Source organism: Histidinibacterium lentulum, assembly GCF_003789055.1.
In the GTDB taxonomy this organism is placed as follows: domain Bacteria; phylum Pseudomonadota; class Alphaproteobacteria; order Rhodobacterales; family Rhodobacteraceae; genus Oceanicola; species Oceanicola lentulus.
Genome location: NZ_ML119082.1, coordinates 284,899 through 310,211, shown reverse-complemented (window position 1 = coordinate 310,211; position 25,313 = coordinate 284,899). Strand labels below are relative to the sequence as shown.

25 protein-coding genes are annotated in these 25,313 nt (G+C 69.1%); 14 read left to right on the top strand and 11 right to left on the bottom strand.

Features of this window, described 5'->3' with window-relative positions; translation table 11 throughout:
- Positions 1-151: 151 nt before the first annotated feature.
- Complete coding sequence (gene miaB, locus EAT49_RS04505) at positions 152-1,465, bottom strand: tRNA (N6-isopentenyl adenosine(37)-C2)-methylthiotransferase MiaB (RefSeq protein ID WP_123641095.1); 1,314 nt, start codon at positions 1,463-1,465, stop codon at positions 152-154.
- Between the two features lie 102 nt (positions 1,466-1,567).
- Here miaB and EAT49_RS04500 point away from each other — a divergent pair, with 102 nt between their 5' ends.
- Together EAT49_RS04500 and EAT49_RS04495 are read left to right on the top strand one after the other, a co-directional pair.
- Positions 1,568-2,425 (top strand): hypothetical protein, encoded by an 858-nt coding sequence (locus EAT49_RS04500; protein ID WP_123641094.1) that lies wholly within the window; start codon positions 1,568-1,570, stop codon positions 2,423-2,425.
- Positions 2,426-2,432: 7 nt separating this feature from the next.
- A complete protein-coding gene (locus EAT49_RS04495; RefSeq protein ID WP_123641093.1) occupies positions 2,433-3,101 on the top strand; it encodes a sulfotransferase family 2 domain-containing protein in 669 nt (222 codons plus the stop codon).
- Between the two features lie 189 nt (positions 3,102-3,290).
- On the opposite strand, the gene EAT49_RS04490 is transcribed toward EAT49_RS04495, so the two are convergent.
- From EAT49_RS04490 to EAT49_RS04455, 8 genes are all read right to left on the bottom strand, one after another.
- Positions 3,291-4,226: a hypothetical protein gene (locus EAT49_RS04490; protein WP_123641092.1), complete on the bottom strand. Its 936-nt coding sequence runs from the start codon at positions 4,224-4,226 to the stop codon at positions 3,291-3,293.
- Positions 4,226-6,430 carry a 3-hydroxyacyl-CoA dehydrogenase NAD-binding domain-containing protein gene (locus EAT49_RS04485; protein ID WP_123641091.1) on the bottom strand — a complete coding sequence of 735 codons (2,205 nt, stop codon included), beginning with the start codon at positions 6,428-6,430 and terminating at the stop codon, positions 4,226-4,228. Before EAT49_RS04485 ends, EAT49_RS04490 begins: the two co-directional genes overlap by 1 nt.
- Before the next feature lie 11 nt (positions 6,431-6,441).
- Positions 6,442-7,653 (bottom strand): acetyl-CoA C-acetyltransferase, encoded by a 1,212-nt coding sequence (locus EAT49_RS04480; protein WP_123641090.1) that lies wholly within the window; start codon positions 7,651-7,653, stop codon positions 6,442-6,444.
- The gene (locus EAT49_RS04475; RefSeq protein ID WP_123641089.1) at positions 7,650-8,297 is read right to left on the bottom strand and encodes a glutathione S-transferase family protein; all 648 of its coding nucleotides are present in this window, start codon (positions 8,295-8,297) and stop codon (positions 7,650-7,652) included. The genes EAT49_RS04480 and EAT49_RS04475 overlap by 4 nt, the downstream gene beginning before the upstream one ends.
- 280 nt (positions 8,298-8,577) lie before the next feature.
- Positions 8,578-8,790, bottom strand: a complete 213-nt coding sequence (locus tag EAT49_RS04470; protein ID WP_123641088.1) for a hypothetical protein — start codon at positions 8,788-8,790, stop codon at positions 8,578-8,580.
- A gap of 72 nt (positions 8,791-8,862) precedes the next feature.
- Positions 8,863-10,641, bottom strand: a complete 1,779-nt coding sequence (locus EAT49_RS04465; protein WP_123641087.1) for an acyl-CoA dehydrogenase C-terminal domain-containing protein — start codon at positions 10,639-10,641, stop codon at positions 8,863-8,865.
- A gap of 37 nt (positions 10,642-10,678) precedes the next feature.
- The gene (locus tag EAT49_RS04460; protein ID WP_123641086.1) at positions 10,679-11,077 is read right to left on the bottom strand and encodes a MerR family transcriptional regulator; all 399 of its coding nucleotides are present in this window, start codon (positions 11,075-11,077) and stop codon (positions 10,679-10,681) included.
- Between the two features lie 167 nt (positions 11,078-11,244).
- Positions 11,245-11,640, bottom strand: coding sequence for a MerR family transcriptional regulator (locus EAT49_RS04455; RefSeq protein WP_123641085.1), 396 nt, complete (start codon positions 11,638-11,640; stop codon positions 11,245-11,247).
- A gap of 114 nt (positions 11,641-11,754) precedes the next feature.
- Between EAT49_RS04455 and EAT49_RS04450 the strand changes: the two genes are divergently transcribed.
- The 5 genes from EAT49_RS04450 (at position 11,755) to EAT49_RS04430 (ending at position 16,224) form a co-directional block, all read left to right on the top strand.
- Complete coding sequence (locus tag EAT49_RS04450) at positions 11,755-12,192, top strand: PaaI family thioesterase (RefSeq protein ID WP_123641084.1); 438 nt, start codon at positions 11,755-11,757, stop codon at positions 12,190-12,192.
- Positions 12,189-12,686 carry a PaaI family thioesterase gene (locus EAT49_RS04445; protein WP_123641083.1) on the top strand — a complete coding sequence of 166 codons (498 nt, stop codon included), beginning with the start codon at positions 12,189-12,191 and terminating at the stop codon, positions 12,684-12,686. The genes EAT49_RS04450 and EAT49_RS04445 overlap by 4 nt, the downstream gene beginning before the upstream one ends.
- A complete protein-coding gene (locus tag EAT49_RS04440; protein ID WP_123641082.1) occupies positions 12,679-14,028 on the top strand; it encodes an MATE family efflux transporter in 1,350 nt (449 codons plus the stop codon). The genes EAT49_RS04445 and EAT49_RS04440 overlap by 8 nt, the downstream gene beginning before the upstream one ends.
- Before the next feature lie 88 nt (positions 14,029-14,116).
- Positions 14,117-15,028: a lipid A-modifier LpxR family protein gene (locus EAT49_RS04435; RefSeq protein WP_246003760.1), complete on the top strand. Its 912-nt coding sequence runs from the start codon at positions 14,117-14,119 to the stop codon at positions 15,026-15,028.
- Between the two features lie 140 nt (positions 15,029-15,168).
- Positions 15,169-16,224, top strand: coding sequence for a Hint domain-containing protein (locus EAT49_RS04430; protein WP_123641081.1), 1,056 nt, complete (start codon positions 15,169-15,171; stop codon positions 16,222-16,224).
- A 4-nt stretch (positions 16,225-16,228) separates the two neighbouring features.
- Here the strand turns inward: EAT49_RS04430 and EAT49_RS04425 are convergent, their stop codons facing one another.
- Positions 16,229-16,816, bottom strand: coding sequence for a hypothetical protein (locus EAT49_RS04425; protein WP_123641080.1), 588 nt, complete (start codon positions 16,814-16,816; stop codon positions 16,229-16,231).
- A gap of 215 nt (positions 16,817-17,031) precedes the next feature.
- On the opposite strand from EAT49_RS04425, the gene rpsD reads away from it, so the two are divergent.
- The 5 genes from rpsD (at position 17,032) to EAT49_RS04400 (ending at position 22,617) form a co-directional block, all read left to right on the top strand.
- Positions 17,032-17,652: a 30S ribosomal protein S4 gene (gene rpsD, locus EAT49_RS04420; RefSeq protein ID WP_123641079.1), complete on the top strand. Its 621-nt coding sequence runs from the start codon at positions 17,032-17,034 to the stop codon at positions 17,650-17,652.
- An 85-nt stretch (positions 17,653-17,737) separates the two neighbouring features.
- On the top strand, positions 17,738-19,153 hold the full coding sequence (locus EAT49_RS04415; protein ID WP_123641078.1) for a homospermidine synthase: 1,416 nt from the start codon (positions 17,738-17,740) through the stop codon (positions 19,151-19,153).
- A 457-nt stretch (positions 19,154-19,610) separates the two neighbouring features.
- Positions 19,611-20,696 carry a histidinol-phosphate transaminase gene (gene hisC / locus EAT49_RS04410; RefSeq protein WP_123641077.1) on the top strand — a complete coding sequence of 362 codons (1,086 nt, stop codon included), beginning with the start codon at positions 19,611-19,613 and terminating at the stop codon, positions 20,694-20,696.
- A complete protein-coding gene (locus EAT49_RS04405) occupies positions 20,693-21,607 on the top strand; it encodes a prephenate/arogenate dehydrogenase family protein (protein ID WP_123641076.1) in 915 nt (304 codons plus the stop codon). The genes hisC and EAT49_RS04405 overlap by 4 nt, the downstream gene beginning before the upstream one ends.
- 17 nt (positions 21,608-21,624) lie before the next feature.
- Positions 21,625-22,617 carry an extensin-like domain-containing protein gene (locus tag EAT49_RS04400; protein WP_246003759.1) on the top strand — a complete coding sequence of 331 codons (993 nt, stop codon included), beginning with the start codon at positions 21,625-21,627 and terminating at the stop codon, positions 22,615-22,617.
- Here the strand turns inward: EAT49_RS04400 and EAT49_RS04395 are convergent.
- Positions 22,605-23,309 carry a DUF2125 domain-containing protein gene (locus tag EAT49_RS04395; RefSeq protein ID WP_185020636.1) on the bottom strand — a complete coding sequence of 235 codons (705 nt, stop codon included), beginning with the start codon at positions 23,307-23,309 and terminating at the stop codon, positions 22,605-22,607. The two genes, EAT49_RS04400 and EAT49_RS04395, sit on opposite strands and share 13 nt — an antisense overlap.
- A 204-nt stretch (positions 23,310-23,513) precedes the next feature.
- On the opposite strand from EAT49_RS04395, the gene EAT49_RS04390 reads away from it, so the two are divergent.
- Complete coding sequence (locus tag EAT49_RS04390) at positions 23,514-24,038, top strand: gamma-glutamylcyclotransferase (RefSeq protein WP_185020635.1); 525 nt, start codon at positions 23,514-23,516, stop codon at positions 24,036-24,038.
- 95 nt (positions 24,039-24,133) lie between these two features.
- Positions 24,134-25,288 (top strand): biopolymer transporter ExbB, encoded by a 1,155-nt coding sequence (locus EAT49_RS04385; RefSeq protein WP_123641073.1) that lies wholly within the window; start codon positions 24,134-24,136, stop codon positions 25,286-25,288.
- The last annotated feature ends 25 nt before the right edge of the window (positions 25,289-25,313 follow it).

The window sequence follows — 25,313 nt, the reverse complement described above, 5'->3', positions numbered from 1 at the left end:
GTGTTCAAAAGATTAACCAATATTCCGCGGTTGGGAAGGAGAATCCGCCAGATATTGTGTCGGAATCGGAAACAACCCCCACACATGCCCAGCTCCAACCTGTGGACAAGGAGAAAAAGTAACGTTGCGTCGGGGGATTGTGGGAAACAGTTCAGGCGTCGCCGACACAGCGCCCTGCAAGGGAATGGGGCGCGGTTGCAACGATTTCCACCGGAACGATTCGGCCGATCAGTGAGTCCGGGCCTTCGGCATGGACCGCCATGAGGTGATCGGACTTGCCGACGACCTGCCTTTCCATGCGGCCCCGCTTCTCGAACAGCACACCGACTGTCCGCCCGATCATGGCGTCCTGAGCGGCCGCCTGCTGCCGGGCCAGAAGGGTCTGAAGGCGCGCGAGACGTTCGGTCTTCACGTCCTCAGGCAGCTGGTCGCGTTCTGCCGCGGGCGTGCCAGGACGAGGGGAGTACTTGAAGGAATAGGCGGACGCATAGCGCACGTCCTCCACCAGCCGCAGCGTATCCTCGAAATCGGCCTCGGTCTCGCCGGGAAAGCCCACGATGAAATCGCCCGACAAGGCCAGATCGGGCCGCGCGTCGCGCAGGCGGTCGATCAGCCGCAGGTAGCTTTCGGCGGTGTGCTTGCGGTTCATCGCCTTCAGGATGCGGTCCGACCCGGACTGAACCGGCAGATGAAGATAGGGCATCAGCTTGTCGCAGGCACCATGCGCCTCGATCAGCGCGTCATCCATGTCGTTGGGATGGCTCGTGGTGAAGCGGATACGGTCCAGCCCATCGATGCCTGCCAGCGCGCGGATCAGGCCGGCAAGCCCGCCCGCATGTCCGTGATAGGCGTTCACGTTCTGGCCGAGAAGCGTGATCTCACGGACGCCCGCGGCCACGAGTTGGGCCGCTTCTTGAATAATCCTGTCCGCCGGCCGGCTGATCTCGGCCCCACGAGTGTAGGGAACCACACAAAACGAACAGAACTTGTCGCATCCTTCCTGTACGGTCAGAAAGGCTGTCGGCCCTTTTCGCATCCGCGGACGGGACATGTCCTCGAACTTGTCCTCGACAGGAAAGTCGGTGTCGACCGCCTTGGCCCCGCCGGTGACGGCACGTTCCATGGCAGGCAGCCGGTGATAGCTCTGCGGTCCGACGACAAGGTCCACCATCGGCGCCCGGGCGAGGATCTCTTCGCCCTCGGCCTGGGCCACGCAACCTGCCACGCCGATCTTGAGGCCCGGTTTCGCGGCCTTTAGCGGCTTCAGCCGTCCGAGTTCGGAATAGACCTTCTCTGCGGCCTTCTCGCGGATGTGGCAGGTGTTCAGGAGGATCATGTCGGCCTCGGCGGGATCGTCGGTCACGCCATAGCCCTGACCGCCCATGACCTCGGCCATGCGCTCGCTGTCATAGACGTTCATCTGACAGCCATAGGTCTTGATGTAGAGCTTCTTCTCGGCGGTCATCGTGTCCTCCGGGGCACCCGGCCGTCCTAACCAAGCCGCCCGGCCCTTGCAATGGACGCCGCCGCCGGGCAGCGTGCCTCCGCCTCCCGGAGAAAGCATCGGATGCGTCACGACGGCCTGCAAAGTTTCGCCTCTTCGGGCGCGCTCGAGAAGGGACCGGTCGCGCTCGTCCTGATAGAGGACCAGGTCGAGGTGGCAAGTACCCTGAGAAACCTCCTCGTTCGCGGGTTCCGCACCATCGCCGCGCTCGTGCCCGACGGGATCGACCTCGAACCGGAATTCGAAACCACGATCCACCACGTCAGCTACAACACGCTGTCCGAAGGCGCGCTGACGCGGGCCGTCAACACCTGCATCGCCGCTGCTCCGAAGGTCTGGTTCCACTACTGCTACAATGCCGAGTTCCTGTACTACCCGTTCTGCGAGACCCGGACCGTGGGAGAGATGACGGCCTTCTGCGTAGAGGAGCGTCGCGACACGATCCTCACCTACGTCATCGATCTCTACGCCGGCGATCTCGGTCGCTGCCCCTCCGCCGTGTCGATCGACGAAGCCCATCTCGACCGGTCGGGCTACTACGCGCTGAACCGGACCGACCGCTGGAACAACCATCTGGACCGTCAGATGGATTTCTTCGGCGGGCTGCGCTGGCGTTTCGAGGAGCATGTCCCGCCGTCGCGGCGCAGGATCGACCGGATCTCGCTGTTCCGGGCTCAGCCGGGGCTGGAGCTGCGGGAGGACCACACCTTCAACATCGCCGAGTACAACACCTATGCCAGCCCCTGGCATCACAGCCTGACCGCGGCGGTCTGTTCGTTCCGGACCGCCAAGGCGCTGAAGCGCAACCCAGGGAGCACCTTCGATATCCAGAGCTTCTGGTGGCACAATTCCGTGCCCTTCACCTGGCGCTCCCAGCAGCTTCTCGATCTCGGGCTCATGGAGCCGGGGCAATGGTTCTGAGTGCTCGATGATCCTCTCCCGGGGGCGGCGCTACCTCTTCGTCCACATCCCGAAGACGGGCGGCACGGCGCTGGCACTTGCGCTGGAGGCGCGCGCCATGGCGGACGACATCCTGATCGGCGACACGCCGAAGGCGCGGCGCAGGAAGGGGCGTCTCCGGGGGGTGAAGACGGCGGGCCGGCTGTGGAAGCACTCGACGGTGGCCGAGGCGGAGGGTCTCTACCGGCGGGAGGAACTGGACGGGCTTTTCGTCTTCACGCTCGTCCGCAACCCGTGGGACAGGATGGTCAGCTACTACCACTGGCTTCGTGATCAGCGGTTCGATCATCCCGCGGTCACTCTGGCGCGGCAGGAGGAGTTTGCCGGCTTTCTGAACCACCCCGCAACCCGGGCCGCTTTGCGGGCAAATCCCTATGGTGCGGCGATGCGGGACGGGGCAGGGCGGGAGCGGGCGGATCTCTTCGTGCGCCTCGAGTGCCTCGGGACGGACCTGGCTCCGCTCGCGGTCCATCTCGGTTTCGATCCGACGCCGGGCCGGGCAAACGAGAGCAGGCGCCCGCGGGACTGGCGCGGGTTCTACTCGGACGGGGATGCGGCGCTGGTTGCTCAGCTCTGCGCCGAGGATGTGGCGCGCTTCGGCTACATCTTCGATCCTCCGGGCGTTTCCGGCGGCTGACCAGCCGGCAGAGCCGACCAGGTATTGCAGGGGAATGACCTGGCAATTCCGCAATTCGGCACTTGTTTGCCCCGATCGCGGTCACGGGGATCGTCAGTCTGGTCTTCGGAAAGGGGGTCCGGGCCACTGGTTGCGCCGCGTTACACGATGAAACCTTCGGCAAGTCTTTGAACTGAATATGGAAAAGGGTTAATCGGGCAATTTCTGGACAGCTGTCCGGTTCGGCCCGAGCACCCGGCGCAGGCCCTCGGCCAGGGCCAGGACCATGGCGGCGACCAGGAGGATCACCTCCAGCCGGAAGACGGCATGGGCGGGGGTGGGCGCGACCACGAGGAGCGTGGCGAGGGTGAAGAGCGCACCCGGCACCGGCGACAGCAGCGCCGCCCGTCGCAGGCCGACCAGGACCGCCACCGAGGCGATGGCGAGGGTGGGCCAGAGCCCGGGCGGGCCGAGAAGCTCGAGCGCAAGCGCCGCCACGGCCCCGAGGCAGGCGCCGAGGGCATAGACGAGGGTCCGCTCGGCCAGCAGGGCCACGGGGCTGAGCGCGCGCAGGACGAAGGTGTAGAGGATCCAGACCGCGCGCGGCTCTCCGGCATTGCCCACAAGTGTCAGGGACGCCATGAGCCCGAGCGCGAGGAAGAGCGCGATCTGGACGCCGCCGCGCCGGTCCTCGGGGGGAGGGGCGGCGAGACCGGTGAGCCGACGCGCCTGCGCGACGGCGATCCCCGCCGCAGCGGCGGCGGCGAAGACGAGGAGGGCGGGCAAGGTGCCGGCGCCGTCGCGCAGGGCGACGGAGAGCATCACCGTGGCGAGGATGCCGTAGACCGCCGCGCGGCCGCCGCGCCTGTGGGCCTCCCAGCCCGCGAGGGCGGCAAGGGCGAGCGCGGCAAGGCGCGGATCGAGACCCGCGAGACCGAGCGCGATGGCCGCGAGGGCCACCGCCGCCGCGACCCCGGCCGGGACGAGGCCGCCCATGACGGTGCCGCCAAGGCCAACGGCAAGCCCCGCCGCCGCCGCCGTGGCGAGCGGCGGGTCCAGGGCGGCGGCCGCAAGAGTGACGCAGATGGCGGTTCCCGCGATGGTGCCGACGATGCTCCAGGGGAGGAGACCCGCCGGCGTGGCCATCAGGCGGCATCCGCGCCGGGGGCGGTGAAGCGGCGGTCGAACCTCTCCCCCCGCTCCGCCATCTCCCTCAGGAGGGCGGGGCAGGCGAAGCGGTCACCATGGCGCGCGGCGAGCTCGTCGCAGCGGGCGGCGGCGTAGGGCGCCCCCAGCAGGTCGAGCCAGGAGAACGGCCCGCCGGACCAGGGCGCGAAGCCCCAGCCGAGGATCGCGCCCACGTCACCCTCGCGGATGTCCATGAGCACGCCGTCCTCGAGGGCGCGGACCGCTTCGAGCACCTGCGCGAACATCAGGCGGTGCTGAACCTCTGTGAGCTCGGGCTGCGTCGCCGCCGGCGCATGCCGGTCCGCCAGGCCGTGCCAGAGACCCGTGCGCTTGCCCTTGTCGTCATAGGCGTAGAAGCCTGCGCCGGCCTTTCTGCCCATGCGGCCCTCGCCCGCGAGCCAGGTCATCAGCTCGTCCACGGGGGCCATGTCGGCGGGGTAGGCATCGCCCATTGCAGCCTTCGTCGCCTTGGAGATCTTCACCGCGAGGTCGATGGAGGTCTCGTCGATCAGTTGCAGGGGACCTAGCGGAAAACCCAGCAGTTTCGCCGCGTTCTCGATCAGCGCGGGCGCCACGCCCTCCGTGACCATCCGCGCGCCCTCGTTGAGGTAGGGGATGATGCAGCGGTTCGCGTAGAAGAAGCGGGCGTCGTTCACGACGATGGGCGTCTTTCGGATCTGGCGCACGAAGTCGAGCGCCTTGGCCACGGCGCGGTCGCCGGTCTCGCGGCCCTTGATGATCTCCACCAGCATCATCTTTTCCACGGGGGAGAAGAAGTGGATGCCGATGAACCGGTCGGGGCGCTTCGAGGCTTTCGCAAGGTCCGTGATCGGCAGGGTGGAGGTGTTCGTCGCGAAGATCGCCTCTTCGCCCAGCACCGCCTCGACGCGGGCGGTGATTTCCGCCTTGACTGTCGGGTCCTCGAAGACGGCCTCGACGATGAGGTCGCAGTCCGCAAGGTCGGCCACGTCATCGGTGGCGTGGATCCGCGCGAGCATGGCCTCGGCCTTTTCCGGGGTGGTCTTGCCGCGCTTGATGCCCTTCTCCGCGTAATCGGCTGTGTAGGCGCGGCCCTTCTCGGCAGCCTCCCGGCTCTGGTCGAGGAGAGCCACGTCGATTCCCGCCTGAGCGGCGACGAGCGCGATGCCCGCGCCCATCATGCCCGCGCCGAGCACGCCCAGCCTTTGGACGGACTGGTCCGGCGCCTCGGGCCGGTTCGCACCCTTTTCCAGCGCCTGCTTGCCGAGGAACAGCGTGCGGATCATGGCCGAGGACGTCGGATCCATGAGGACCGAGGTGAACCAGCGCGCCTCGATCTTCAGGGCGGTGTCGAAGGGAACCTGCGCGCCCTCGTAGATCGCCGAGAGGAGCGCCTTTGCCGCCGGGTAGACGCCTTGCGTCTGGTGGTTGACCATGGCCGAGGCGCCGACGAAGGTCATGAAGCCCGCCGGGTGGTAGGGCGCGCCGCCCGGCATCTTCCAGTCCTTCTTGTCCCATGGCTTCACGATATCGGCGTCGGTGGCGGTGCGGACCCAGTCCTTGGCCCTGTCCAGCAGTTCCTCGGCGGGGACGACCTCGTCGATCAGTTGCGCCGATTTCGCAGCCCTGGGATCGAGCATCCGGCCTTCGAGCAGAACCGGCGCGGCCTGAAGCGCGCCCACCATGCGGGAATAGCGCGTCGTGCCGCCGCCGCCCGGAAAGAGGCCGACCTTGATCTCGGGCAGACCGATCCTGCCGCGGCCTTCGGCCATGAAGCGGCGGTGACAGGCGAGCGCGATCTCGGTGCCGATCCCGGCGCAGGTGCCCGGGATGGCGCAGGCCACGGGCTTTCCGCCCTTGTTGGTCTTCGGGTCGAGGCCCGCGCGCTCGAGTTTCCGGAGCGCCATGTGCCCGGCCATGGTGAAGTCGAACAGGGCTTGCGCCGGGGCGTCTCCGGCCTCGTCGCGGATGCTGGCCAGCGTGGCGAGGTCCATGCCGCCTGCGAAATCCGTCTTGCCGGAGGTCAGGACGATGCCCTTGACGCTGTCGTCGGAGAGGGCGGCGTCGATCAGGGCGTCGAGTTCCGCGAAGGCCTCCCGGGTCATGACGTTCATCGAGCGGCCCTCCGCATCCCAGGTCAGGATCGCGATGTCGCCGTCTTTCTCCATGCGGAAATCGGTCATGGTCTGGCTCCCTACACGCGCTCGATGATGGTGGCGGCACCCATGCCCGAGGCCACGCAGAGGGTGGCAAGGCCGGTTGCGCGGTCGGTGCGCTCCATCTCGTCGAGGAGCGTGCCGAGGATGATCGCGCCAGAGGCCCCCAGCGGATGGCCCATGGCGATGGCGCCGCCGTTCACGTTGAGACGGTCGTGGTCCACGTCGAAGGCCTGCAGGAAGCGCAGGACGACGGAGGAGAAGGCCTCGTTCACCTCGTAGAGGTCGATGTCCTGCGTGGTCATGCCGGATTGCGCGAGGATGCGTTCTGTCACCGGGACGGGGCCGGTGAGCATGATCGTGGGATCGGTGCCGATGCGGGCGGTGGCGCGGATGCGGGCGCGGGGTTTCAGGCCGCGGGCCTCGCCCCATTCTTTGCTCGCGACGAGCACGCCCGCCGCGCCGTCGACGATGCCCGAGGAATTGCCGGCGTGGTGGATATGCTCGATCCGCTCGAGATGGGGGTATTTCATCAGCGCGACCCTGTCGAAGCCGGGCATCGTCTCGCCCTGGTCCCTGAAGGCGGGTTTTAGCGCGCCGAGGGCCTGCATGTCGGTGCCGGGGCGCAGGGCTTCGTCGCGGTCGAGGATCGTCAGGCCGTTGATGTCGCGCACGGGGATCACCGAGCGGGCGAAGCGGCCCTCCTCCCAGGCGGCGGCGGCGCGCCTCTGGCTCTCGACGGCATAGAGGTCCGCGTCGTCGCGGGAGATGCCGTAGGTCGTGGCGATGATGTCGGCGCTGATGCCCTGGGGGACGAAGTAGTGGCGCATGGCGACGGTGGGGTCGACGGCGATGGCCGCCCCGTCCGAGCCCATGGGCACGCGGGACATGCTTTCCACGCCGCCCGCGATATAGGCCTCCCCCGCGCCGCCCCGGATCTGGTTCGCCGCAAGGTTCACGGCCTCGAGGCCGCTCGCGCAGAAGCGGTTGATCGAGAGGCCGGGGATGCGCTCGTCGAGGCCGGAGGCGAGGACGGCGGTGCGGGCGAGGCAGCCGCCCTGTTCCCTGGCCTGGGTGGCGTTGCCCCAGATCACGTCCTCGATCACCGGCCCCTCGAGGCCGTTCCGCGCGACGAGCTCGTCGAGGACGAGGGCGGAGAGGCGCAGCGAGGTGACCTCGTGCAGGCTGCCGTCCGCGCGGCCCTTGCCGCGGGGCGTGCGGATGGCGTCATAGATATAGGCGTCGGTCATGGGGCCTCCGGGGCGCAGGGCGGGAAGGCCCGGCGCATCAGCTCGTAGGGGTGTTTCCAGCCGGGCAGGGCGGCGATTCGCGAAAGCCAGGCGTCGATGGCGGGCCAGGCGGCGCGGTCGAAGGTGAAGGGCTCGTCGTAGAAGAGATAGCCGCAGGCGGCGCAATCGGCGATCGTGACGTGGCGATCCGCGAGCCAGTCGTGCTGCGCGAGATGCGCCTCCATGACCTTGAGCGCCGAATGGAGCCGCATGGAGAGCCAGGCGTTGGCACCGGCGTCGCGTTCCGCCTCGGGCAGGAAGTTCATGTTGAAGCGCAGCGGTCCGGCCTGGCCCGAGACCTTGGAGGCGTCGAAGAAGAGCCAGCGCAGGACCTCGCGGCGCGCCTCGGGCGTCTGGCCGGCGAGCCTGCCGGTGCGGGCGGCGAGATGCTCGAGGATCAGCCCCGACTGCGTGACCACCGTGCCGCCGTCGATCAGGACCGGGACCTCGCCCATGGAATTGAGCGCCCGGTATTCCGGGCCGCGCGTCTCGCCGGCAAAGAAATCGACATGGACGGGCGCCCAGGTCTCGCCCATGAGCTCCAGCGCGAGGGCGACCTTGTAGGCGTTGCCGCTCTCTCCGAAACAGGTGAGCCTCAGGGTCACGGCGCTGCTCCGGACACGGCGCGGAGGGGCGAGGCCGCTCCCGAAGGAGAGTATTTTCGGCCAGATGAGGAGGGGTAAGACGGCGTTAACCCGGGCCGGGTTAAGCCTGTCCTGCGGTACAGGCTGGAGAGCCGATGACCGCGCCAGGTGACGAAGCCCCGCCTCGGGGGTAAACCGGGAAACCGGCACATGCGACCCCGGGGCGGGGCGACACCCCTGTCCTCATCTGGCCGAAAATACTTCCGCCGGAGGCGGCCGAACGGTGCGGCGGGCGCAGGTCTCATCGCTTCCGCGCCTCCAGCTCCGAATTGAAGAGGCGAAGACGGTGCGCAAAGGTGTCGGTGTCGATCACGCTGTCGAAATTCTCGAAGAGGAACGAGAGCGCCTCGCCCTCGTCGAGCCCGGCTTCCTGGCTGAACCGCTTCAGGCGGCGGTAGCCGTCCTCGGTCATGGCGACCGGGAAGCGGCGGGTCAGGCGGAAACGTCTGGGCATCGGCGAAGACCTCTCGGGCTGGGCGGCGTCGGGCGCGAGCCGGCCTGTCAGGGCCGGTCGAGCGGGCGCAGTCTAGAAGGCCGCGGCGTCCAGCGCCATCACCGGCTCGACGCCGCTTTCGATCCGCCGCAGATGCGTCGCCACGAGCGGAAGATGGCGCGCCATGTAGTAGCGGCCCGTGGCGATCTTCGCCTCGTAGAAGCCGGGATCGGTGGCGCCCGCGGCCAGGGCTGTCTTCGCCGCCTGCGCCATGCGGCCCCACATCAGGCCGAGGCAGACATGGCCCGTCATGTGCAGGAAGTCATGGGCCCCAGCCAGGGCCGCGTCGGGGCTCCTGGGCGCCTGCGCCATGAAATAGGCGGCCGCCTGCTGCAGCTCCTTCGAGGCCTGCTTCAGGGGCTGCGCGAAATCCGCGTCGATCTCCGGATCGGACTTGGCCTCCTGGCACCAGGCCTTCACCAGGGCGAAGAAGGCCATGGCATGGGCCCCTCCGTCCGAGGCCAGCTTGCGCCCCACGAGGTCCAGAGCCTGGATGCCGTTGGTGCCTTCGTAGATCATCGTGATCCGCGCATCGCGGACGAACTGCTCCACCCCCCAGTCGCGGGTGAACCCGGAGCCGCCGAGGGTCTGCTGGGCCGCGACGCAGCTCTCGAAGCCCCTGTCGGTCAGGAACCCCTTGACCACCGGCGTCAGCAGGGAAATCAGCCCCTGTGCGCCGACGTCTCCGGCCAGATGTCCCCGGTCGATCATGTGCGCGGCCCACAGCGCGAAGGCGCGGCCGCCCTCCACGAAGGCTTTCTGATCCATCAGTCCGCGCCGCACGTCGGGATGCACGATGATCGGATCGGCGGGACCCCCGGGGTGCTTCGCGCCCGTCACGCTGCGCCCCTGCAGCCGCTCGCGCGCGAAGCCGAGCGCGTTCTCGTAGGCCACCGCCGCCTGCGCGAGGCCCTGGAGCCCGACGCCGATCCGGGCCTCGTTCATCATCGTGAACATGGCCTTCAGGCCCTTGTGCGTCTCGCCCACGAGCCAGCCCGTGGCGCCGTCGTAGTTCATCACGCAGGTGGCATTGCCGTGGATGCCCATCTTCTCCTCGAGCCCGCCGCAGGTGACCGCGTTGCGGTCGCCGAGGCTGCCGTCCGGATTCACGAGGTATTTCGGCACGAGAAAGAGCGAGATGCCCCGGGTGCCCTCGGGCCCGCCGGGAATCTTCGCCAGCACCAGATGGATGATGTTCTCGGCAAGGTCGTGCTCGCCGCCCGAGATCCAGATCTTCTGGCCGGTGAGCCGGTAGCTGCCGTCCTGCTGCGGCTCGGCCCTGGTGCGGATCAGCCCGAGATCGGTGCCGCAATGGGGCTCTGTCAGGTTCATCGTGCCCGACCATGCGCCGTCGATCATCTTCGGCAGGTAGGTGGCCTTCTGGTCCTCCGTGCCATGGGCATGGAGCGCGGAATAGGCGCCGTGGGTCAGGCCCTGATACATGTTGAAGGCCATGTTGGCCGAGACGAACATCTCGCCCGTGGCGCAGTTCATCAGGTAGGGCATGCCCTGGCCACCGTAGGCCGGATCGGCGTCGAGTCCCATCCAGCCGCCGTCGCGCATCCGCTCGTAGGCCTCGCGGAAGCCTTGCGGCGTGCGCACGACGCCGTTCTCCAGCCGGCAACCTTCGCGGTCGCCGACCGGGTTCAGGGGGGCCAGCACCTCGGACGCGAGCCGGCCCGCCTCGCCGAGGATCGCCCGCGTCGTGTCGCGGTCGAGCTCGGCGTAACCGGGGATGTCGAGGGTCTCGACCTGCAGAAGGTCATGGAGCACGAACTCCATGTCGCGGAGCGGCGGCGTATAGCTTGGCATTGCGTCCCCTTGTCGCCCTCGGTCCGCGCCTCCGTCCTCAGGCTGCGGCGCCGTTCTTCAGTGCCTGCAGTTGCGAGTCGGCTTCTGCCAGTTCGCGCTTGAGCTCCTCGATCGCCCGGTCGAGTTCGGCGCGCTGCCGCTCCATTTCCTCGAGATGGCGCCGTCCCATTTCGCCACCGCGCTCGAGCTGGACCCGGTTGTTGTCCGGGTTGTAGAGGTCGAGCAGCTGCCGGATCTCCTCGAGGCTGAACCCGAACCGTTTGCCGCGCAGGATGAGCGTCAGACGGGCCCGGTCACGGCGTGTGAACAGCCGCTTCTGCCCCTGCCGGATCGGCGCCAGAAGTTCCTTGGCCTCGTAAAACCGCAACGTGCGGGGGGTGACCTCGTACTTGTCGCACATCTCTCGGATCGTCATCGTCTCGTCTGAAGTCGTCATGTCCTGTCGCTCGCATTCGAATGGACCGCTGTCCTTAACACCCGTGAGGTGACCAGACTGGACCGGGACTACAAGCGCGCCACCGTTTTCAGCGCGAGGAACGCGGCGTCACTATGGAATGCGGTCAGAACTCACGAAAGGACATTGTTTGTAACGGTCGTGTGACGTCATTTTGTTTCGCGATCGGGGCGGTCGTTCATGGTGCTGACGGCTTCGTCCCGAAGCGTTCTCAGTTCGAGCACCGTCGCATCGAGCTGGCGGTACTGTTCGGCCAGTTCGCAGAGCTTCCGGTCGGCCATGGAGATGAATGCCCGGGTCTGGGCCTCGGTTCCCTCCTGGTCGTAGATCTGGAGCCACTGGCGGATTTCCTCGAGGCTGAACCCGAAGCGGCGCCCCCGCAGGATCAGGGTCATGCGGGCCACTTCGCGCGGGCCGTACAGACGGGCGCGGCCTTCGCGGTGCGGGGAGAGCAGCTCGATATACTCGTAGTATCGCAAGGTCCGAGGCGTGACGTCGAACGTCGCGCACATCTCCTTGAAGGTCAGCGGCTGGCTATCGTCCATCGGCGCCCTCTCTGACACTGACGCTACAGGTCCTGATCCGTTCCCGCAACGCATTGGCCGGCCCCGGTGTTTCCGAAGGTTGCGGATGGCGGCCGGGCGGGCAAGGTGGCGGACATGGAATCGACGGACCCTGACCTGCGCGCCCGGCGGATCGCCGAGGCTTTCGTGAGGGCAATCCCCCACGCGGGGCTGCTCGGGATGGTGATGCGGGAGGCGGGCCCCGGTCGGGCCGTCATCGCAATGGCTTACGATACGCGGCTGATCGGTGATCCCGCAACCGGAGTGATCCATGGAGGCGCCGTGTCGACCCTGATGGACACCTGCGGCGGGGCGGCCGTGCTGACCCATCCCGAGGCGCCGCTCTCGACCGCGACGCTCGATCTGAGGATCGACTACATGCGCGCGGCGGCGCCGGGGCAGGGGATCGTCGCGGAGGCGGAGTGCTACCACATGACACGGAGCGTCGCTTTCGTGCGCGCCGAGGCGCGGCAGGAGGATGGGGTGCGGATCGCCGCGGCCACGGGCGCCTTCACGGTGGAGCGGGGAACATGAGGCGGCCGGAGCCCGTGCAGGTTATCAAGCAGAGGCGCGACGCCGCGCTGGCCTCGCTGGTGGCGGAAGTACCTTACCTTCGGTTTCTCGGCATCCGCTTCGACCGGCGCGGCGACGAGCTGACGGCGATCCTGCCCTTCAACGAGAGCCTCATCGGCAATCCCATGCTTCCGGCGCTGCACGGGGGCGTCACGGCGGCCTTTCTGGAGACCGCGGCGCTGGTGGAACTCGCCTGGGGGATGATCTGGGAGGGGATGGAGCACGGGCAGCCCGCGGCGCCGCCGCCGCGCTGGCCGAAGACGATCGACCTGACGGTGGACTACCTGCGGCCGGGCCTGCCGCGGGACGCCTATGCGCGAGCGAGGGTGAACAGGTCGGGCCGGCGCTTTGCGAGCGTCCACGTCGAAGGCTGGCAGGACAACCGCGCGCGGCTCTTCGCGCAGGCGACGGGGCATTTCCTGATGCCGCCGCCGGAGCCGGGCGGAGATGGCTGAGGCCACGGGGCCGCTGACCCACGCCCGGGTCTGGGCGATCGCCTGGCCCATCGTCCTGTCGAATGCGACGGTGCCGATCCTGGGCGCCGTCGATACCGGCGTGGTCGGTCAGCTGGGAGAGGCCGCCCCGATCGGGGCGGTGGGCCTTGGCGCGATCATCCTGACCTCGCTCTACTGGATCTTCGGGTTTCTGCGGATGGGCACGGCCGGCCTTGCGGCGCAGGCCCTGGGCGCGGAGGACCGGGGCGAGGTCGCAGCCCTTCTGACCCGTGTTCTGATCACCGGCCTCGTCGGGGGACTTGCGGTGATCGTGCTGCAGGGGCCGCTGTTCCGGGGCGCCTTCGCCCTTTCCCCGGCCTCGGAGGAGGTGGAGGGGCTGGCCCGGGACTACATGGCGATCCGGGTCTGGTCGGCGCCGGCGCTGATCTCGATCTACGGCATCACCGGCTGGCTCATCGCGCAGGAGCGGACGCGCGCTGTGCTGGTGCTCCAGGTGGCGATGAACGGGGTGAACATCGCGCTCGACCTGCTGTTCGTGCTGGGCTTCGGCTGGGGCGTCGAGGGCGTGGCGGTGGCCACCTTCCTCGCGGAATGGTCCGGGCTGGCGCTGGGCCTGTGGTTCTGCCGCGACGCCTTCGGCATTCCGGCGTGGCGGGACTGGCCCCGGGTCTTCGACCGCGAGCGGCTGGTCAACATGGCAAGGGTGAACTCCGACATCCTGATCCGGTCGGTGCTGCTTCAGGCGATCTTTGTCAGTTTCCTGTTCTGGGGCTCCGATTTCGGCGACGTGACATTGGCCGCAAACCAGGTCCTCTTGCAGTTTCTCAACATCACGGCGTTTGCGCTGGACGGGTTCGCCTTTGCCGCCGAGGCGCTGGTGGGCCGGGCGATGGGCGCACGCAACCGTGTTGCTCTGCGCCGGGCGGCAGGGCTGACAAGTCTCTGGGGACTGGGCGCTGGGGTGCTGCTGGCCGCGACCTTCTGGCTGGCCGGATCCGTCCTGATCGACCTGATGGCAACCGCGCCGGAGGTGCGCGAGGCCGGACGGACCTACCTTGGCTGGATGATCGCGGCGCCGCTCGTCGGTGCGGCGGCCTGGATGCTGGACGGGATCTTCATCGGCGCCACGCGGACCGCGGACATGCGCAACATGATGGTCGTGTCGGCGGCGGTCTACCTTGTCTCGGTGGTCCCCCTGATGGCGGCGTTCGGCAATCACGGGCTCTGGATCGGCCTTCTGATCAGCTTCGCCGCGAGGGGCCTCACGCTCGGCCTGCGCTATCCGGCGCTCGAAGCCGCGGCGGACCGGCCGGACCCCGGCGCTGTGTCCCTGGCGCCATAGCGCGCGGCGTGACTGCCCGCCGCCTCGCTCCCGCCATCATTTCCGGGTTACACCACGGAATGCCGGGGGGCGACAGTGTGGAGAGGGTATGGGCATTCGTCTCGTCGCGCTCGCGTTCGCCCTGGCCGCCGCCGCAAGCGCGGCTCCGGCGCAGGATCGCGTGACGCTGGGTTTCGGCCGGCAGTTCAACAACGACTTACTGGGCGACGGCTCGGACCGGTGGCGCACGGGGTCCTATCAGTGGTCCATCGTGCGGGGACGGGGCTGGGCCGGAACCCGGCCCGAGCGACCTCTCGACGTGATCGACTTCCGGTTTCGATCGGAGATCATCGCGCCCGAGCGGCTCAACGGTACGGGTTCGCGCTCCCGGCTCTATGCCGGTCTCTTCGCCGCAGGCGCCCACACCCATTTCGCGCGGGGGCCGTTCGATGTGAGCCTCGGCGCCGATCTCGTGTTCAGCGGACCGCAGACCGGATGGGCCGACAGGCAGAACTGGTTTCACGAGATCATCGACGCGCCGCGCGTGGGCCAGGACGGCAACGAGATCGAGAACGATACCAGGATCCACGGCACCCTGGAGGTGGCGCTGCCCCTGCGGCCCTCGGACGTCCTGATCGTGCGGCCTTTCGTGGAGACACAGGGAGGACCCGAGACGCTGGTGCGCGGGGGCGCCGACATCGTTCTCGGGGCCGCGATGCAGGGCGACCTGTTTCTGCGGGACCATGTCACCGGCCACCTGATCCGCGGGATCGAGACCGGGGACAGCGGGTTCGGCTGGGTCGCGGGCGCGGACTGGACCCGGATCGAGGACAGCATCTACCTGCCGGACGGCGGCCGGGCGACGGCGGAGCCCGAGCGGCTGCGGGCCCGCGCCGGAGTCCACTGGCAGTTCGGGCCGGACATGTCGTTCTTCTACGGGCTCACCTATCTCAGCGAGGAATATGCGGAACAGCCCGACGGTCAGACGCTGGGATCCGCGAAGCTGAACTTCAGGTTCTGAGGCAGGAACGGCCCTTAAGTCACACTTCTCGAAATCGTTTCAGAGCTCCGGGTTGATCGCTCGAACAACGGTCTGTTAACGTAACGTTGCGCACCGTCCGAAAAGAGGCGGGCGCGAGGCACATGGCAGGTTGATCGAGCATGAAGAACAGTGTTTCGGGCACGTTCGTCATCTCCTGGACCCAGACCGCGCTGGACGGGCAACCGTCCGCTCCCTCCCATTCGATGCGGGCGGGTGCTGCGTGGCGCTGGATGGGAGAGACGGTACGGGTCGATGGTCCTCCGGGGGTACTTCCCCTCGGGCCGGCGGCGGGCATGGCGGAGATCAGGCGCCGCGCGGCAGGCGCAGTCAGGAAGCTGGTGCGCGCGGCGGAGAGCGGGGCGACCCGGCTCGACGCGCTGGAGGACGACGCACCGCTGGCGGAGGAGGGCTTCACCGTCACCGACGGCTGGGCGCGGTGGACGGTCACGGTGATCCCCACCGGGCCGCGGCGCAAGCCGCTGTGCATGTTCCTCGGGGATCCGCCTCCGCGGGAGACGGATCTGTGGGTCGTGGACGCGGCCCTCGGCCCGCGCGGCGAGGACCGGTCGGCGCCGCCGAAATCGGTGATCTGCTTCACCCCCGGCACCATGATCCGCACGGATCGGGGGCCGAGGGCGGTGGAGGAGATCGGCGAGGGCGACCTCGTCCAGACCATGGACAACGGCTGTGCACCGGTGCTCTGGACCGGGCGGCGGCGCATTTCCGGCGCGCGGCTCCATGCGATGCCCGAGCTGCTGCCGGTGCGGCTCCGGCCCGGCGCGCTGGGCGAGCATGTGCCGGACGAGGGGCTTCTGGTGTCGCCCGATCACCGGGTTCTGCTGACCGGGCCGCGGGCGGAGGCGGTCTTCGCCGCCTCCGAGGTGCTGGTGCGGGCCTGCGACCTGATCGACGACCGGATGGTTCTGGTGGACCGTTCGGTGCGGCAGCTGACCTATATCCACCTCGCGCTGGAGCGGCACGAGATCGTCTTTGCCAACAACGTGCCCACGGAGAGTTTCCACCCCGCGTCGGTTGGTCTCGACGCGCTGGGCGCGGGGGACCGCTCGCGGCTTCTGGACCTCGTGCCGGAGCTGGAGCACGACCTGCTGGCCTTCGGGGACTATGCGCGGCGGATGCTGACGCCGCCGGAGGCGGCGATCCTGCGGGCGGCGTAAGGGGTCAGCGGCTGAGGGCCACCGTGCGCCAGGCGTTGAACTCGGTGCCGCGGGCGATGCCGCCGACATGCATGATGCCATACATCAGGTCGCCGCTGACGACCATGAGCCGGTAGGTGAAATCCATCTGCACGCCGTCGATGACGGCGGTGGATGTGCCGATCAGGCGCGCCATCCGGTCGTTGGGGCAGCCCATGACGAGTTCGATATCCTGCGAGCTGAGCATCGGTGCCGGAATGCCATCCTCTGCGGCCTCGGCCTCGAAATGCCAGACCGGTTCGTCGGCCCAGCGCATGGTCAGGGGCTGTTGCGCCTCGGGGTGGGTGGCGATCAGGCTGCCGTCAGGCCGGTAGTCGATGCCGAGCACGTCCGAGTCGCCAGCGGGTGGAAACGGGAACACCATGCCGCCGGCCGCGACAAAGCCGGACTGGTGCTCGATGATCCAGAAGCCCTCATAATGGTCCGCGACCGCGGACCAGGCTTCGGGCGTGCCGAGATCGCAGGCGGGGTCGGGGTCCTGCGCTGCGGCGGGCAGGGCGCATAGGGCGAACAGTGCTGCGCAGAGGACAGGGCGGGGTAACGGGCGGGGCATGGCGTCTCCTTCGGCAAGCGGCGGTGGCGCGGACCTGCGTCACCCTGACGCTCTGGCGGCCCCCGGGTCAAGGCTCTTGGCTGCCCTCGCCGGTTGACAGCGCCGCACCGGCGGGCTAGGCGGCGCGCTCATTGGTGTTGGCGGCCCCCGCAAGGGGATGCCTGTCGGGCTTCGGCCAGAGGACAACGCCCTTCACGCAAGAAGGAGATCAGACGGTGACCAAACGCACCTCTGCCAAGTACAAGATCGACCGCCGGATGGGCGAGAACATCTGGGGCCGCCCGAAGTCCCCGGTGAACCGCCGCGAATACGGCCCCGGCCAGCACGGCCAGCGCCGCAAGGGCAAGATGTCCGACTTCGGCCTGCAGCTGCGCGCCAAGCAGAAGCTGAAGGGCTATTACGGCGACCTGACCGAAAAGCAGTTCCGCCGCATCTTCGGCGAGGCCGAGCGCCGCCGGGGCGACACGGGCGAGCTTCTGATCGGCCTGCTCGAGCGCCGGCTCGATGCCGTCGTGTACCGCGCGAAGTTCGTGGCCACGATCTTTGCCGCCCGCCAGTTCGTGAACCACGGCCATGTCCTCGTGAACGGCAAGCGCGTGAACATCCCTTCCTACCGCGTGAAGGAAGGCGACGTCATCGAGGTCCGCGAGAAATCGAAGCAGATGGCCGCGATCCTCGAGGCGATCCAGCTGCCCGAGCGCGACGTGCCGGACTATCTCGAGGTGGATCACAACAAGCTGACGGCGACCTTCGTCCGGACCCCGGGCCTGACCGATGTGCCCTATCCGGTGATCATGGAGCCCAACCTCGTGATCGAATACTACGCCCAGAACTGATCCGGGCGCGCCCGACTGTACCCTGCGGGCCGCGCGATGAGCGCGGCCCGTTTCGTTTCAGCCCGCCCCTGCGAAAGGACCGCCCATGACCGACCATCCCGTCCACGCCCGCATCGAGGGGCCGATCGCGATGATCGGCATGGGATCCATCGGCAAGGGCACGCTGCCGCTGATCGAGCGGCATTTCGACTACGACCGCGCGCAGATGGTGGTGATCGACCCGGATCCGTCGGTGGCGGCCTATTGTGCGGAGAAGGGTGTCGCGTTCCGCGAACTGGCGCTGACGCCGGACAATCACCGCGCGGTGCTGGAGGAGGTCTTTCCGGACGGGCGGGGCGTCTGCGTGAATCTCTCGGTCGATGTCGCCTCGCTCGACATGATCCGGGCCTGCCGGGCGCTGGGCGTCCTCTACATCGACACGGTGGTGGAGCCCTGGGCGGGATTCTATTTCGACGACGCCCCGAACTCCGAACGCACCAACTACGCCCTGCGCCAGGCGGTGCGCGACGAGAAGGCGGCGAACCCCGGGGGTCCCACGGCGGTCTCCTGCTGCGGCGCCAATCCGGGCATGGTGTCGTGGTTCGTCAAGGAGGCGCTGCTGACGCTGGCCCGCGATCTCGGCCGGGACGACCCGGTCCCCGCCACCCGCGAGGGCTGGGCGCGGCTGATGCAGTCCCTCGGCGTCAAGGGCGTGCATATCGCCGAGCGCGACACCCAGGTGCGCGCCTTGCCGAAGCCGCCGGGGGTCTTCGTCAACACCTGGTCGGTGGAGGGCTTCATCGCAGAAGGCTATCAGCCGGCGGAGCTGGGCTGGGGCACGCACGAGACCTGGATGCCAGAGGACGGGCATCGTCATGACCACGGCTGCCGCGCCGCGATCTGGCTGAACCGGCCCGGCGCGAACACGCGCGTCCATTCCTGGTGCCCGACGCCGGGCCCGCAATGGGGCTTTCTCGTCACCCATAACGAGGCCATTTCCATCGCGGACTACTTCACCGTCGGGACCGGCGACGCGCCGGAGTTCCGGCCGACCTGCCATTATGCCTATCACCCCTGCGACGACGCGGTGCTGAGCCTGCACGAGATGTTCGGCACCGGTCAGCAGGCGCAGCATCACATCCTCGGGGTTGACGAGATCGAGGACGGCATCGACGAGCTGGGCGTGCTGCTCTTCGGGCACGAGAAGAACGCGCTCTGGTTCGGCTCGCGGCTGTCGAACGAGGAGACGAAGCGGCTCGCGCCCGACCAGAACGCCACCGGCCTGCAGGTGTCGAGCGCGGTTCTGGCGGGTCTCGTCTGGGCGCTGGAGAACCCCGCGGCGGGGATCGTCGAATCCGACGAGATGGACCATGCGCGCTGTCTCGAGATCCAGCGGCCCTACCTCGGCCCCGTCGAGGCCCATTACACCGACTGGACCCCGCTCGAGGGCCGGCCCGGGCTCTTTCCCGAGGAGCTCGACGAGGGAGAGCCCTGGTCCTTCCGGAACGTGCTGGTGCCCTGAGGGGCGCCGCTTCGGTTTCGCCACGCCTTCGGCGTGGCGACCCGCCGGGGGTTTCACCCCCGGACCCCCAGGATCGTTGCGAGCCGAAGAATTGTGGACGGGATGCGCTGGCCCGGCTGTGACGGCGGGGGTCGTCCCGTCTGCCGGAGGAGGAGGGGCAGGCGGCGCTCCCGAAGGGAGTATTTCAAGCCAGATGAGGAGGGGGCCAGGGAGCGGGCACCCGCCTGCACCCCCCGTGATCCTGCGCCCCCGCCAGCCGACAGGGGAGCCTGGGCAGGGGGCACTCCCCAAAGGGAGTATTTGAAGCCGGATGAGGAGGGGGCCAGGGAGGGGGCTCCGGCCTGCACACGGGAGCGTGCATCAAGGGGGGCGGCGGGGCGGCGCCCAGGGCGGGGAGGGGACTGGCCTCGACAGGCGGCGTGCTGTATCCGGCCGCGGAACCTTGGGGGACAGGCAGATGGGCCGTATCGCACCGCAGCCGGGCATCATGGAAATCGCGCTCTACGAGGGCGGGGCGAGCCATCTGCCGGGGCGGGCGGAGGTGCTCAAGCTGAGCTCCAACGAGAACCCCGCCGGGCCGCCCGAGAGCGCGCAGGCCGCGCTGGTGGCGGCGGCGGGCGAGCTGCACCGCTATCCGCCCACCGACCACCGCGCGCTGCGCGAAGCGATCGGGCGGGCGCACGGCCTCGATCCGGAGCGGATCATCTGCGGCGTGGGCTCGGACGAGATCCTGACCTTTCTCTGCCAGGCCTATGCGGGCCCCGGGGACGAGGTGATCCATACCGAGCACGGCTTCGCCATGTACCGCATCAGCGCGCTGGCGGCGGGGGCGACCCCGGTCGAGGTGGCCGAGCGGGCGCGGGTGGTGGACGTGGACGCCATCCTTGCCGCGGTGACGGAGCGCACGCGGCTTGTCATCATCGCCAACCCGGCGAACCCCACGGGGACCATGATCCCGCTCGCGGACGCCGCGCGGCTGGCTGATGGACTGCCGGAGAGCTGTCTGCTGGTGCTCGACGGGGCCTATGCGGAATATGCCGAAGGGTACGACGGGGGCGCCGCGCTGGCGGGCACGCGCGGCAACGTGGTGATGACGCGGACCTTCTCGAAGCTCTACGGCCTCGGGGGGTTGCGCGTGGGCTGGGGCTATGCCGAGGCGGAGATCATCGGCGTGCTGAACCGGGTGCGCGGGCCGTTCAACCTGTCGGGACCGGCGCTGGCGGCGGCGGAGGCGGCGGTCAACGACCGCGCCTTCGCCGAGCGGACGCTGGCGGAGAACGCGCGGCTGCGCGCGCGCATGGTGGCGGAGCTGCGCGCCATGGGCCTCGGCTGCGACGAGAGCCATGCCAATTTCGTGCTGGCGCGTTTCGCCGCGCCGGAGGCGGCGCTGGCCTGCGAGGCGCATCTGCGCGGCGAGGGGATCATCGTGCGGAAGACGGCCAATTACGGCCTGCCGGAGGCGCTGAGGATCACCGTGGGCACCGAGGCCGATTGCGACCGGGTGCTCTCGGCGATCCGCGGCTGGCGGGCGGCGGCGGCATGAGCGTGATCTACGAGCGCGTGGCGCTGATCGGGCTGGGGCTGATCGCCTCGTCGATGTTCTGGGCGATGAAGCGCGGCGGCCTTGTCGGGGAGGTCACGGGCTATGCGCGCACGGCCGAGACCCGGGCCAAGGCGCGGGAGATCGGGCTTTGCGACCGGGTCTGCGAGACGGCGGCGGAGGCGGTGGAGGGCGCGGACCTCGTGGTGCTCGCGGTGCCGGTGGGGGCCATGGGCGCGGTGGCCGAGGAGATCGCGCCGGCGCTGGCGCCGGGGGCGACGGTGACGGATGTGGGTTCGGTCAAGCGGGCGGTGATCGAGGCGGTGGCGCCCCATATGCCCGAGGGCGTGCATTTCGTTCCGGCCCACCCGCTGGCCGGGACCGAGCAGTCGGGGCCGACGGCGGGCTTTGCCGCGCTGTTCGACAACCGCTGGTGCCTGCTGGTGCCTGAGGGCGCGGAGGAGGCGGCGGTGGCGCGGCTCGAGCGGCTTTGGCAGGGCATGGGGTCGATGACCGAGCGGATGGACGCCGACCACCATGACCTCGTCCTTGCGGTCACGAGCCACACGCCGCACCTTATCGCCTACACGATGGTCGGGGTCGCCGACGACCTGCGCCGGGTGACCGACAGCGAGGTGGTGAAGTATTCCGCCGCGGGCTTTCGGGATTTCACCCGGATCGCGGCCTCGGACCCGGTCATGTGGCGGGACGTGTTCCTGACCAACAAGGAGGCGACGCTGGAGATCCTGGGCCGGTTCACCGAAGAGCTCTTCGCGCTGCAGCGGGCGATCCGGCTGGGCGACGGTGCCCATCTGCAGGACTATTTCACCCGCACGCGGGCGATCCGGAGGGGGATCGTCGAGGCAGGGCAGGATACCGACGCGCCCGATTTCGGCCGGGTGCCGAAGCGGTGAGGCGGGTTTGGCTCGGAATGGCGGTTCTCGCTGTGGCGACGGGACCCTTGCGGGCGGACGCACCGGAAAGCTCGCTGCGGCCGCAGGCCAGGGGCGGGGAAACGGCGGCGGCTCCGGCCGCGCCGGTGACGCCCGCGGCGCGACCGGTGGCGGCGGCGCCGGAAGCTGCCGCCGCGCCGGACACGGTGTCCGGGCCGGAGGCGTCCGCCACGCCGGAGGCAGACGCCTGGTTCGACGTGGATGTCACGGCGCTGGCGCCCGACTCCTCGGTTCGGCCGCAGGCGCGACAGTCCGCGCAGCTGGAGACGGTGCCGCCGCCCGCCCCCGAGATCGCGGGGGCGGCCGTGGCGCGGTTCGGCCCGGCGGAGGACGCGGAGCCCGACTGGTTCGACGTCAACGTGAGTGCGCTGGCGCCTTCGCGCTCGCTCCGTCCGCCGCACCGCTCGCCGGAGATCACCGCCCGGGCCGAGCGCGCGCAGGAGCAGCTCCGGCGGGGCGCGGTCTGCGGCGATCTTGCGATCCAGGGCGAGACGATCGGACAGGTCTCGGGCCCCGGACGCTGCGGGATCGAGAACGCGGTCCGGGTGCGGTCGGTCTCCGGCGTGCGGCTGTCCACGCCCGCGATGATCAATTGCCCCACGGCCGTGGCCCTGAAGAACTGGGTGGAGCGCGGGCTGAAGCCCGCGGTCGGGGGCGCGGGCGGCGGTCCGGTGCAGATGCATGTGATGGCGAGCTATTCGTGCCGCGGGCGCAACAACAACCCGAATGCCCGGCTGTCGGAGCATTCCTTCGGCAATGCCATCGACATCGGCGCCGTAAGGCTGGCGGATGGGCGCGAGATCAGCGTCCTGAGGGACTGGAACCGGGCCGAGGGGCGGGTGCTGCGGGCGATGCACTCGTCCGCCTGCGGCATCTTCGGGACCGTGCTGGGACCCGCTTCCAATGCCGCACACCGCGACCATTTCCATTTCGACATCGCCCGATACCGCTCGAACGCCTACTGCCGCTGAACCTCGGCAGCAGCGGCGGGGGAGATCGCGGCGACCGCTCCGGCAAGCGCGGCACGGCCCGCGGATGTGGCGGTGTCCAGCCTTGTGAGCTCGATGCCGGCAAGGCCGGGCGGGAGGGCGTCGCCGGGCTCGAGGAAGGCGCGCCCTTCGATCAGCAGCGTGCCGAGCGGAACGCCGTCGACCCGGACCTCGTCGGCGCGGAGGTAGAGCTGGAGCGTGTCCGGCGCACCCGGCTCGGGGCGCAAGGCAGCGAGGACGGGGCCGCTCGTCACGCGGTGGCCTGGCCAGGATAGGCCAAGGGTCTCGGCCTCGGCGGTGATCCCGGACCCGCGGATGCTGGCGCGCAGGGCGGTGTCCTCCACCGCGATCTCGGTGCCCGACAGGGTCAGGGTCTGGCGGTCGGGAAAGACAAGGATGGCGCGGTCGCGGCTGTAGCTGAGCTGCAGGCTCTGGAGGAAGGGGGCGTGCCAGCCGTCACCGCCGGGCAGGCGCACCGAGGGGTCCTCGACGGTCAGGTCGAGGCGCGAGGGAAAACCGCGGAGGGAGATGTCGCTCCAGTCGACCTCCCAGCCGGCTGCACGGAGATCTTCGGCGAGGGTGCGGGCGTCGGCCAGCGTTGCGCGGGCGCCGAGGCCCCAGTAGCCGGCATAGAGAAGCGCTGCCAGCGCGGTCACGAGGATGAGGCGGATCATGGGCCCTAGGTGCCGCGAAGCGGGGGGGTCGTCCAGAGGGGGCAGGTGCATGGGCAGCGGGCCTTTCGGGGGGGTGTCGCGCACCGAGGGTTGAAGGGGCGCCTTTTGCGCACCGGTGATCCTGGCCCGGTCCGCCGCTCCCCTGTCGCCTCGGGGCGTCTTGTGTCAGGTGTCGGGCGTCTGGCCGGAACGGGGAGGGATGTCGTGACGCTGTGGGTCTTCGGATACGGCTCGCTTCTGTGGAACCCGGGGTTCGAGCCCGCCGAGGAGGTGCTCGCCCATCTCGACGATTATCACCGGTCGTTCTGCATGCTGTCGGTCCATCACCGGGGCACCGAGGAAGAGCCGGGCCTCGTGCTGGCGCTCGACGAGCAGAAGGGCGCGAGTTGCACGGGGCTCGCCCTCAGGGCGAAGGAGGGCGAGGAGGCGGAGGTGCTGGCCTACCTGAGGGAGCGCGAGCTGATCTCCTCGGCCTACCTCGAGCGGCATGTGGAGCTTCTGCTGACCGACGGACGCCGGCTTGCGGCGCTCGCCTACGTCATCGACCCCGCGCATCGGCAATATGTCAGCTTCGATCTCGAGACACAGGCCGAGATGATCGCACGGGCGACGGGTGGGCGGGGACCGAACGTGGAGTATCTGCGCAATACCGCGGCGCAGCTGGATCGGCTCGGCATCCATGATCCGGACATGGACTGGCTCGTCGCGCGCCTGAGCGAGATGAGATGACAGGGTGACAGTCCCGGGATTTCCGCTATTGCGTTTGGACTTGACCCGTCGCGGTCCCTATGATCGCGGCAGCAGCTAACCGGGACCGATCCGTCATGGCAAAACGGGCCGTCGAGGCCACGCCGCAGTTCAGCCAGCCCCTGAGGCAGATCGTCTCCATGCTGATCGTGCTGGCTCTGGTCGGCGTGGGCGTGTGGTTCGCTCTGCCCCGGGTGGGTCCGGTGTTCCTGGCGAACCCGTATCTCAACGGGTTCATCCTGCTCGTGTTCCTAGTGGGCGTCGTCGCGGTCTTCGGGCAGGTGGCTCAGCTGATCCGCTCGGTGCGGTGGATCGAGGGGTTTGCCGCGGAACGGGCGGGGCACGATCTGACGCAGGCGCCCGGCCTTCTGGCGCCGCTTGCGACGCTGCTGCGCTCGCGCGGGGCGCGGATGCAGCTGTCGGCGACCTCCACGCGCTCGATCCTCGACTCGGTCAGCCAGCGCATCGACGAGGACCGCGAGATCACGCGGTACATCGTCAACCTTCTGATCTTCCTTGGTCTTCTGGGCACGTTCTATGGTCTCGCCACCACGGTTCCGGGGCTCGTGCAGACGATCGGCTCGCTGACGGCGCAGGAAGGCGAGAGCGGAGCGGATATCTTCAACCGGCTGCAGGAGGGGCTGCAGACGCAACTCGGCGGCATGGGCGTCGCGTTTGCCTCGTCGCTGCTGGGGCTGGCGGGTTCGCTGGTGCTGGGGCTTCTGGAGCTCTTCGCCGGGCACGGGCAGAACCGCTTCTACCGGGAGCTCGAGGAATGGCTGTCGACCCTGACGCGGGTCGGCCTCAGCGAGGAGAGCGGCGAGACCGGTGTCATGGGGCAGGTCATCGACAACCTCGCGGAACAGATGGAGCTCCTCCAGACCATGTTCACCCGCACCGACGAGGGCCGGGCGGCGGTGGAGGACCGGTTGGGGGAACTTGCCGGGGCGATGGAGGCGCTGGCGCAGAAGATGGAGACCGGCACCACCCTGGGAGATCAGCTCGGCCGCGTCGCCGACGGGCAGGATCGTCTCATAAAGGTGATCGCCGACAGTGGCATCGAGGGGATCGACGCGGAAAGCCGGATGCGGCTAAGGAGCATCGACGTCCAGCTTCTGCGCATTCTCGAGGAGATGGCGGCGGGGCGGCAGGAGGTGATGGCCGACCTCAGGACGGATATCGCGGCCCTGGGCCGTGCAGTGCGGCAGAGGGCTCCGGAGCGCGAGAGCTGACGCGGGCGGGTCCCCGGGGAGAGAC

Bases quoted from the DNA above. Each gene is read 5' to 3' on its own strand.
- EAT49_RS04405 (WP_123641076.1), top strand. From the start codon at position 20,693: ATGAGCGTGATCTACGAGCGCGTGGCGCTGATCGGGCTGGGGCTGATC.
- EAT49_RS04440 (WP_123641082.1), top strand. From the start codon at position 12,679: ATGGCTGAGGCCACGGGGCCGCTGACCCACGCCCGGGTCTGGGCGATC.
- EAT49_RS04430 (WP_123641081.1), top strand. From the start codon at position 15,169: ATGAAGAACAGTGTTTCGGGCACGTTCGTCATCTCCTGGACCCAGACC.
- EAT49_RS04435 (WP_246003760.1), top strand. From the start codon at position 14,117: ATGGGCATTCGTCTCGTCGCGCTCGCGTTCGCCCTGGCCGCCGCCGCA.
- hisC (WP_123641077.1), top strand. From the start codon at position 19,611: ATGGGCCGTATCGCACCGCAGCCGGGCATCATGGAAATCGCGCTCTAC.
- EAT49_RS04465 (WP_123641087.1), bottom strand. From the start codon at position 10,641: ATGCCAAGCTATACGCCGCCGCTCCGCGACATGGAGTTCGTGCTCCAT.
- EAT49_RS04500 (WP_123641094.1), top strand. From the start codon at position 1,568: ATGCGTCACGACGGCCTGCAAAGTTTCGCCTCTTCGGGCGCGCTCGAG.
- EAT49_RS04470 (WP_123641088.1), bottom strand. From the start codon at position 8,790: ATGCCCAGACGTTTCCGCCTGACCCGCCGCTTCCCGGTCGCCATGACC.
- EAT49_RS04485 (WP_123641091.1), bottom strand. From the start codon at position 6,430: ATGACCGATTTCCGCATGGAGAAAGACGGCGACATCGCGATCCTGACC.
- EAT49_RS04450 (WP_123641084.1), top strand. From the start codon at position 11,755: ATGGAATCGACGGACCCTGACCTGCGCGCCCGGCGGATCGCCGAGGCT.
- EAT49_RS04480 (WP_123641090.1), bottom strand. From the start codon at position 7,653: ATGACCGACGCCTATATCTATGACGCCATCCGCACGCCCCGCGGCAAG.
- EAT49_RS04445 (WP_123641083.1), top strand. From the start codon at position 12,189: ATGAGGCGGCCGGAGCCCGTGCAGGTTATCAAGCAGAGGCGCGACGCC.
- EAT49_RS04415 (WP_123641078.1), top strand. From the start codon at position 17,738: ATGACCGACCATCCCGTCCACGCCCGCATCGAGGGGCCGATCGCGATG.
- EAT49_RS04400 (WP_246003759.1), top strand. From the start codon at position 21,625: ATGGCGGTTCTCGCTGTGGCGACGGGACCCTTGCGGGCGGACGCACCG.
- EAT49_RS04490 (WP_123641092.1), bottom strand. From the start codon at position 4,226: ATGGCCACGCCGGCGGGTCTCCTCCCCTGGAGCATCGTCGGCACCATC.
- EAT49_RS04395 (WP_185020636.1), bottom strand. From the start codon at position 23,309: ATGATCCGCCTCATCCTCGTGACCGCGCTGGCAGCGCTTCTCTATGCC.
- EAT49_RS04495 (WP_123641093.1), top strand. From the start codon at position 2,433: ATGATCCTCTCCCGGGGGCGGCGCTACCTCTTCGTCCACATCCCGAAG.
- EAT49_RS04385 (WP_123641073.1), top strand. From the start codon at position 24,134: ATGGCAAAACGGGCCGTCGAGGCCACGCCGCAGTTCAGCCAGCCCCTG.
- EAT49_RS04460 (WP_123641086.1), bottom strand. From the start codon at position 11,077: ATGACGACTTCAGACGAGACGATGACGATCCGAGAGATGTGCGACAAG.
- miaB (WP_123641095.1), bottom strand. From the start codon at position 1,465: ATGACCGCCGAGAAGAAGCTCTACATCAAGACCTATGGCTGTCAGATG.
- EAT49_RS04455 (WP_123641085.1), bottom strand. From the start codon at position 11,640: ATGGACGATAGCCAGCCGCTGACCTTCAAGGAGATGTGCGCGACGTTC.
- EAT49_RS04425 (WP_123641080.1), bottom strand. From the start codon at position 16,816: ATGCCCCGCCCGTTACCCCGCCCTGTCCTCTGCGCAGCACTGTTCGCC.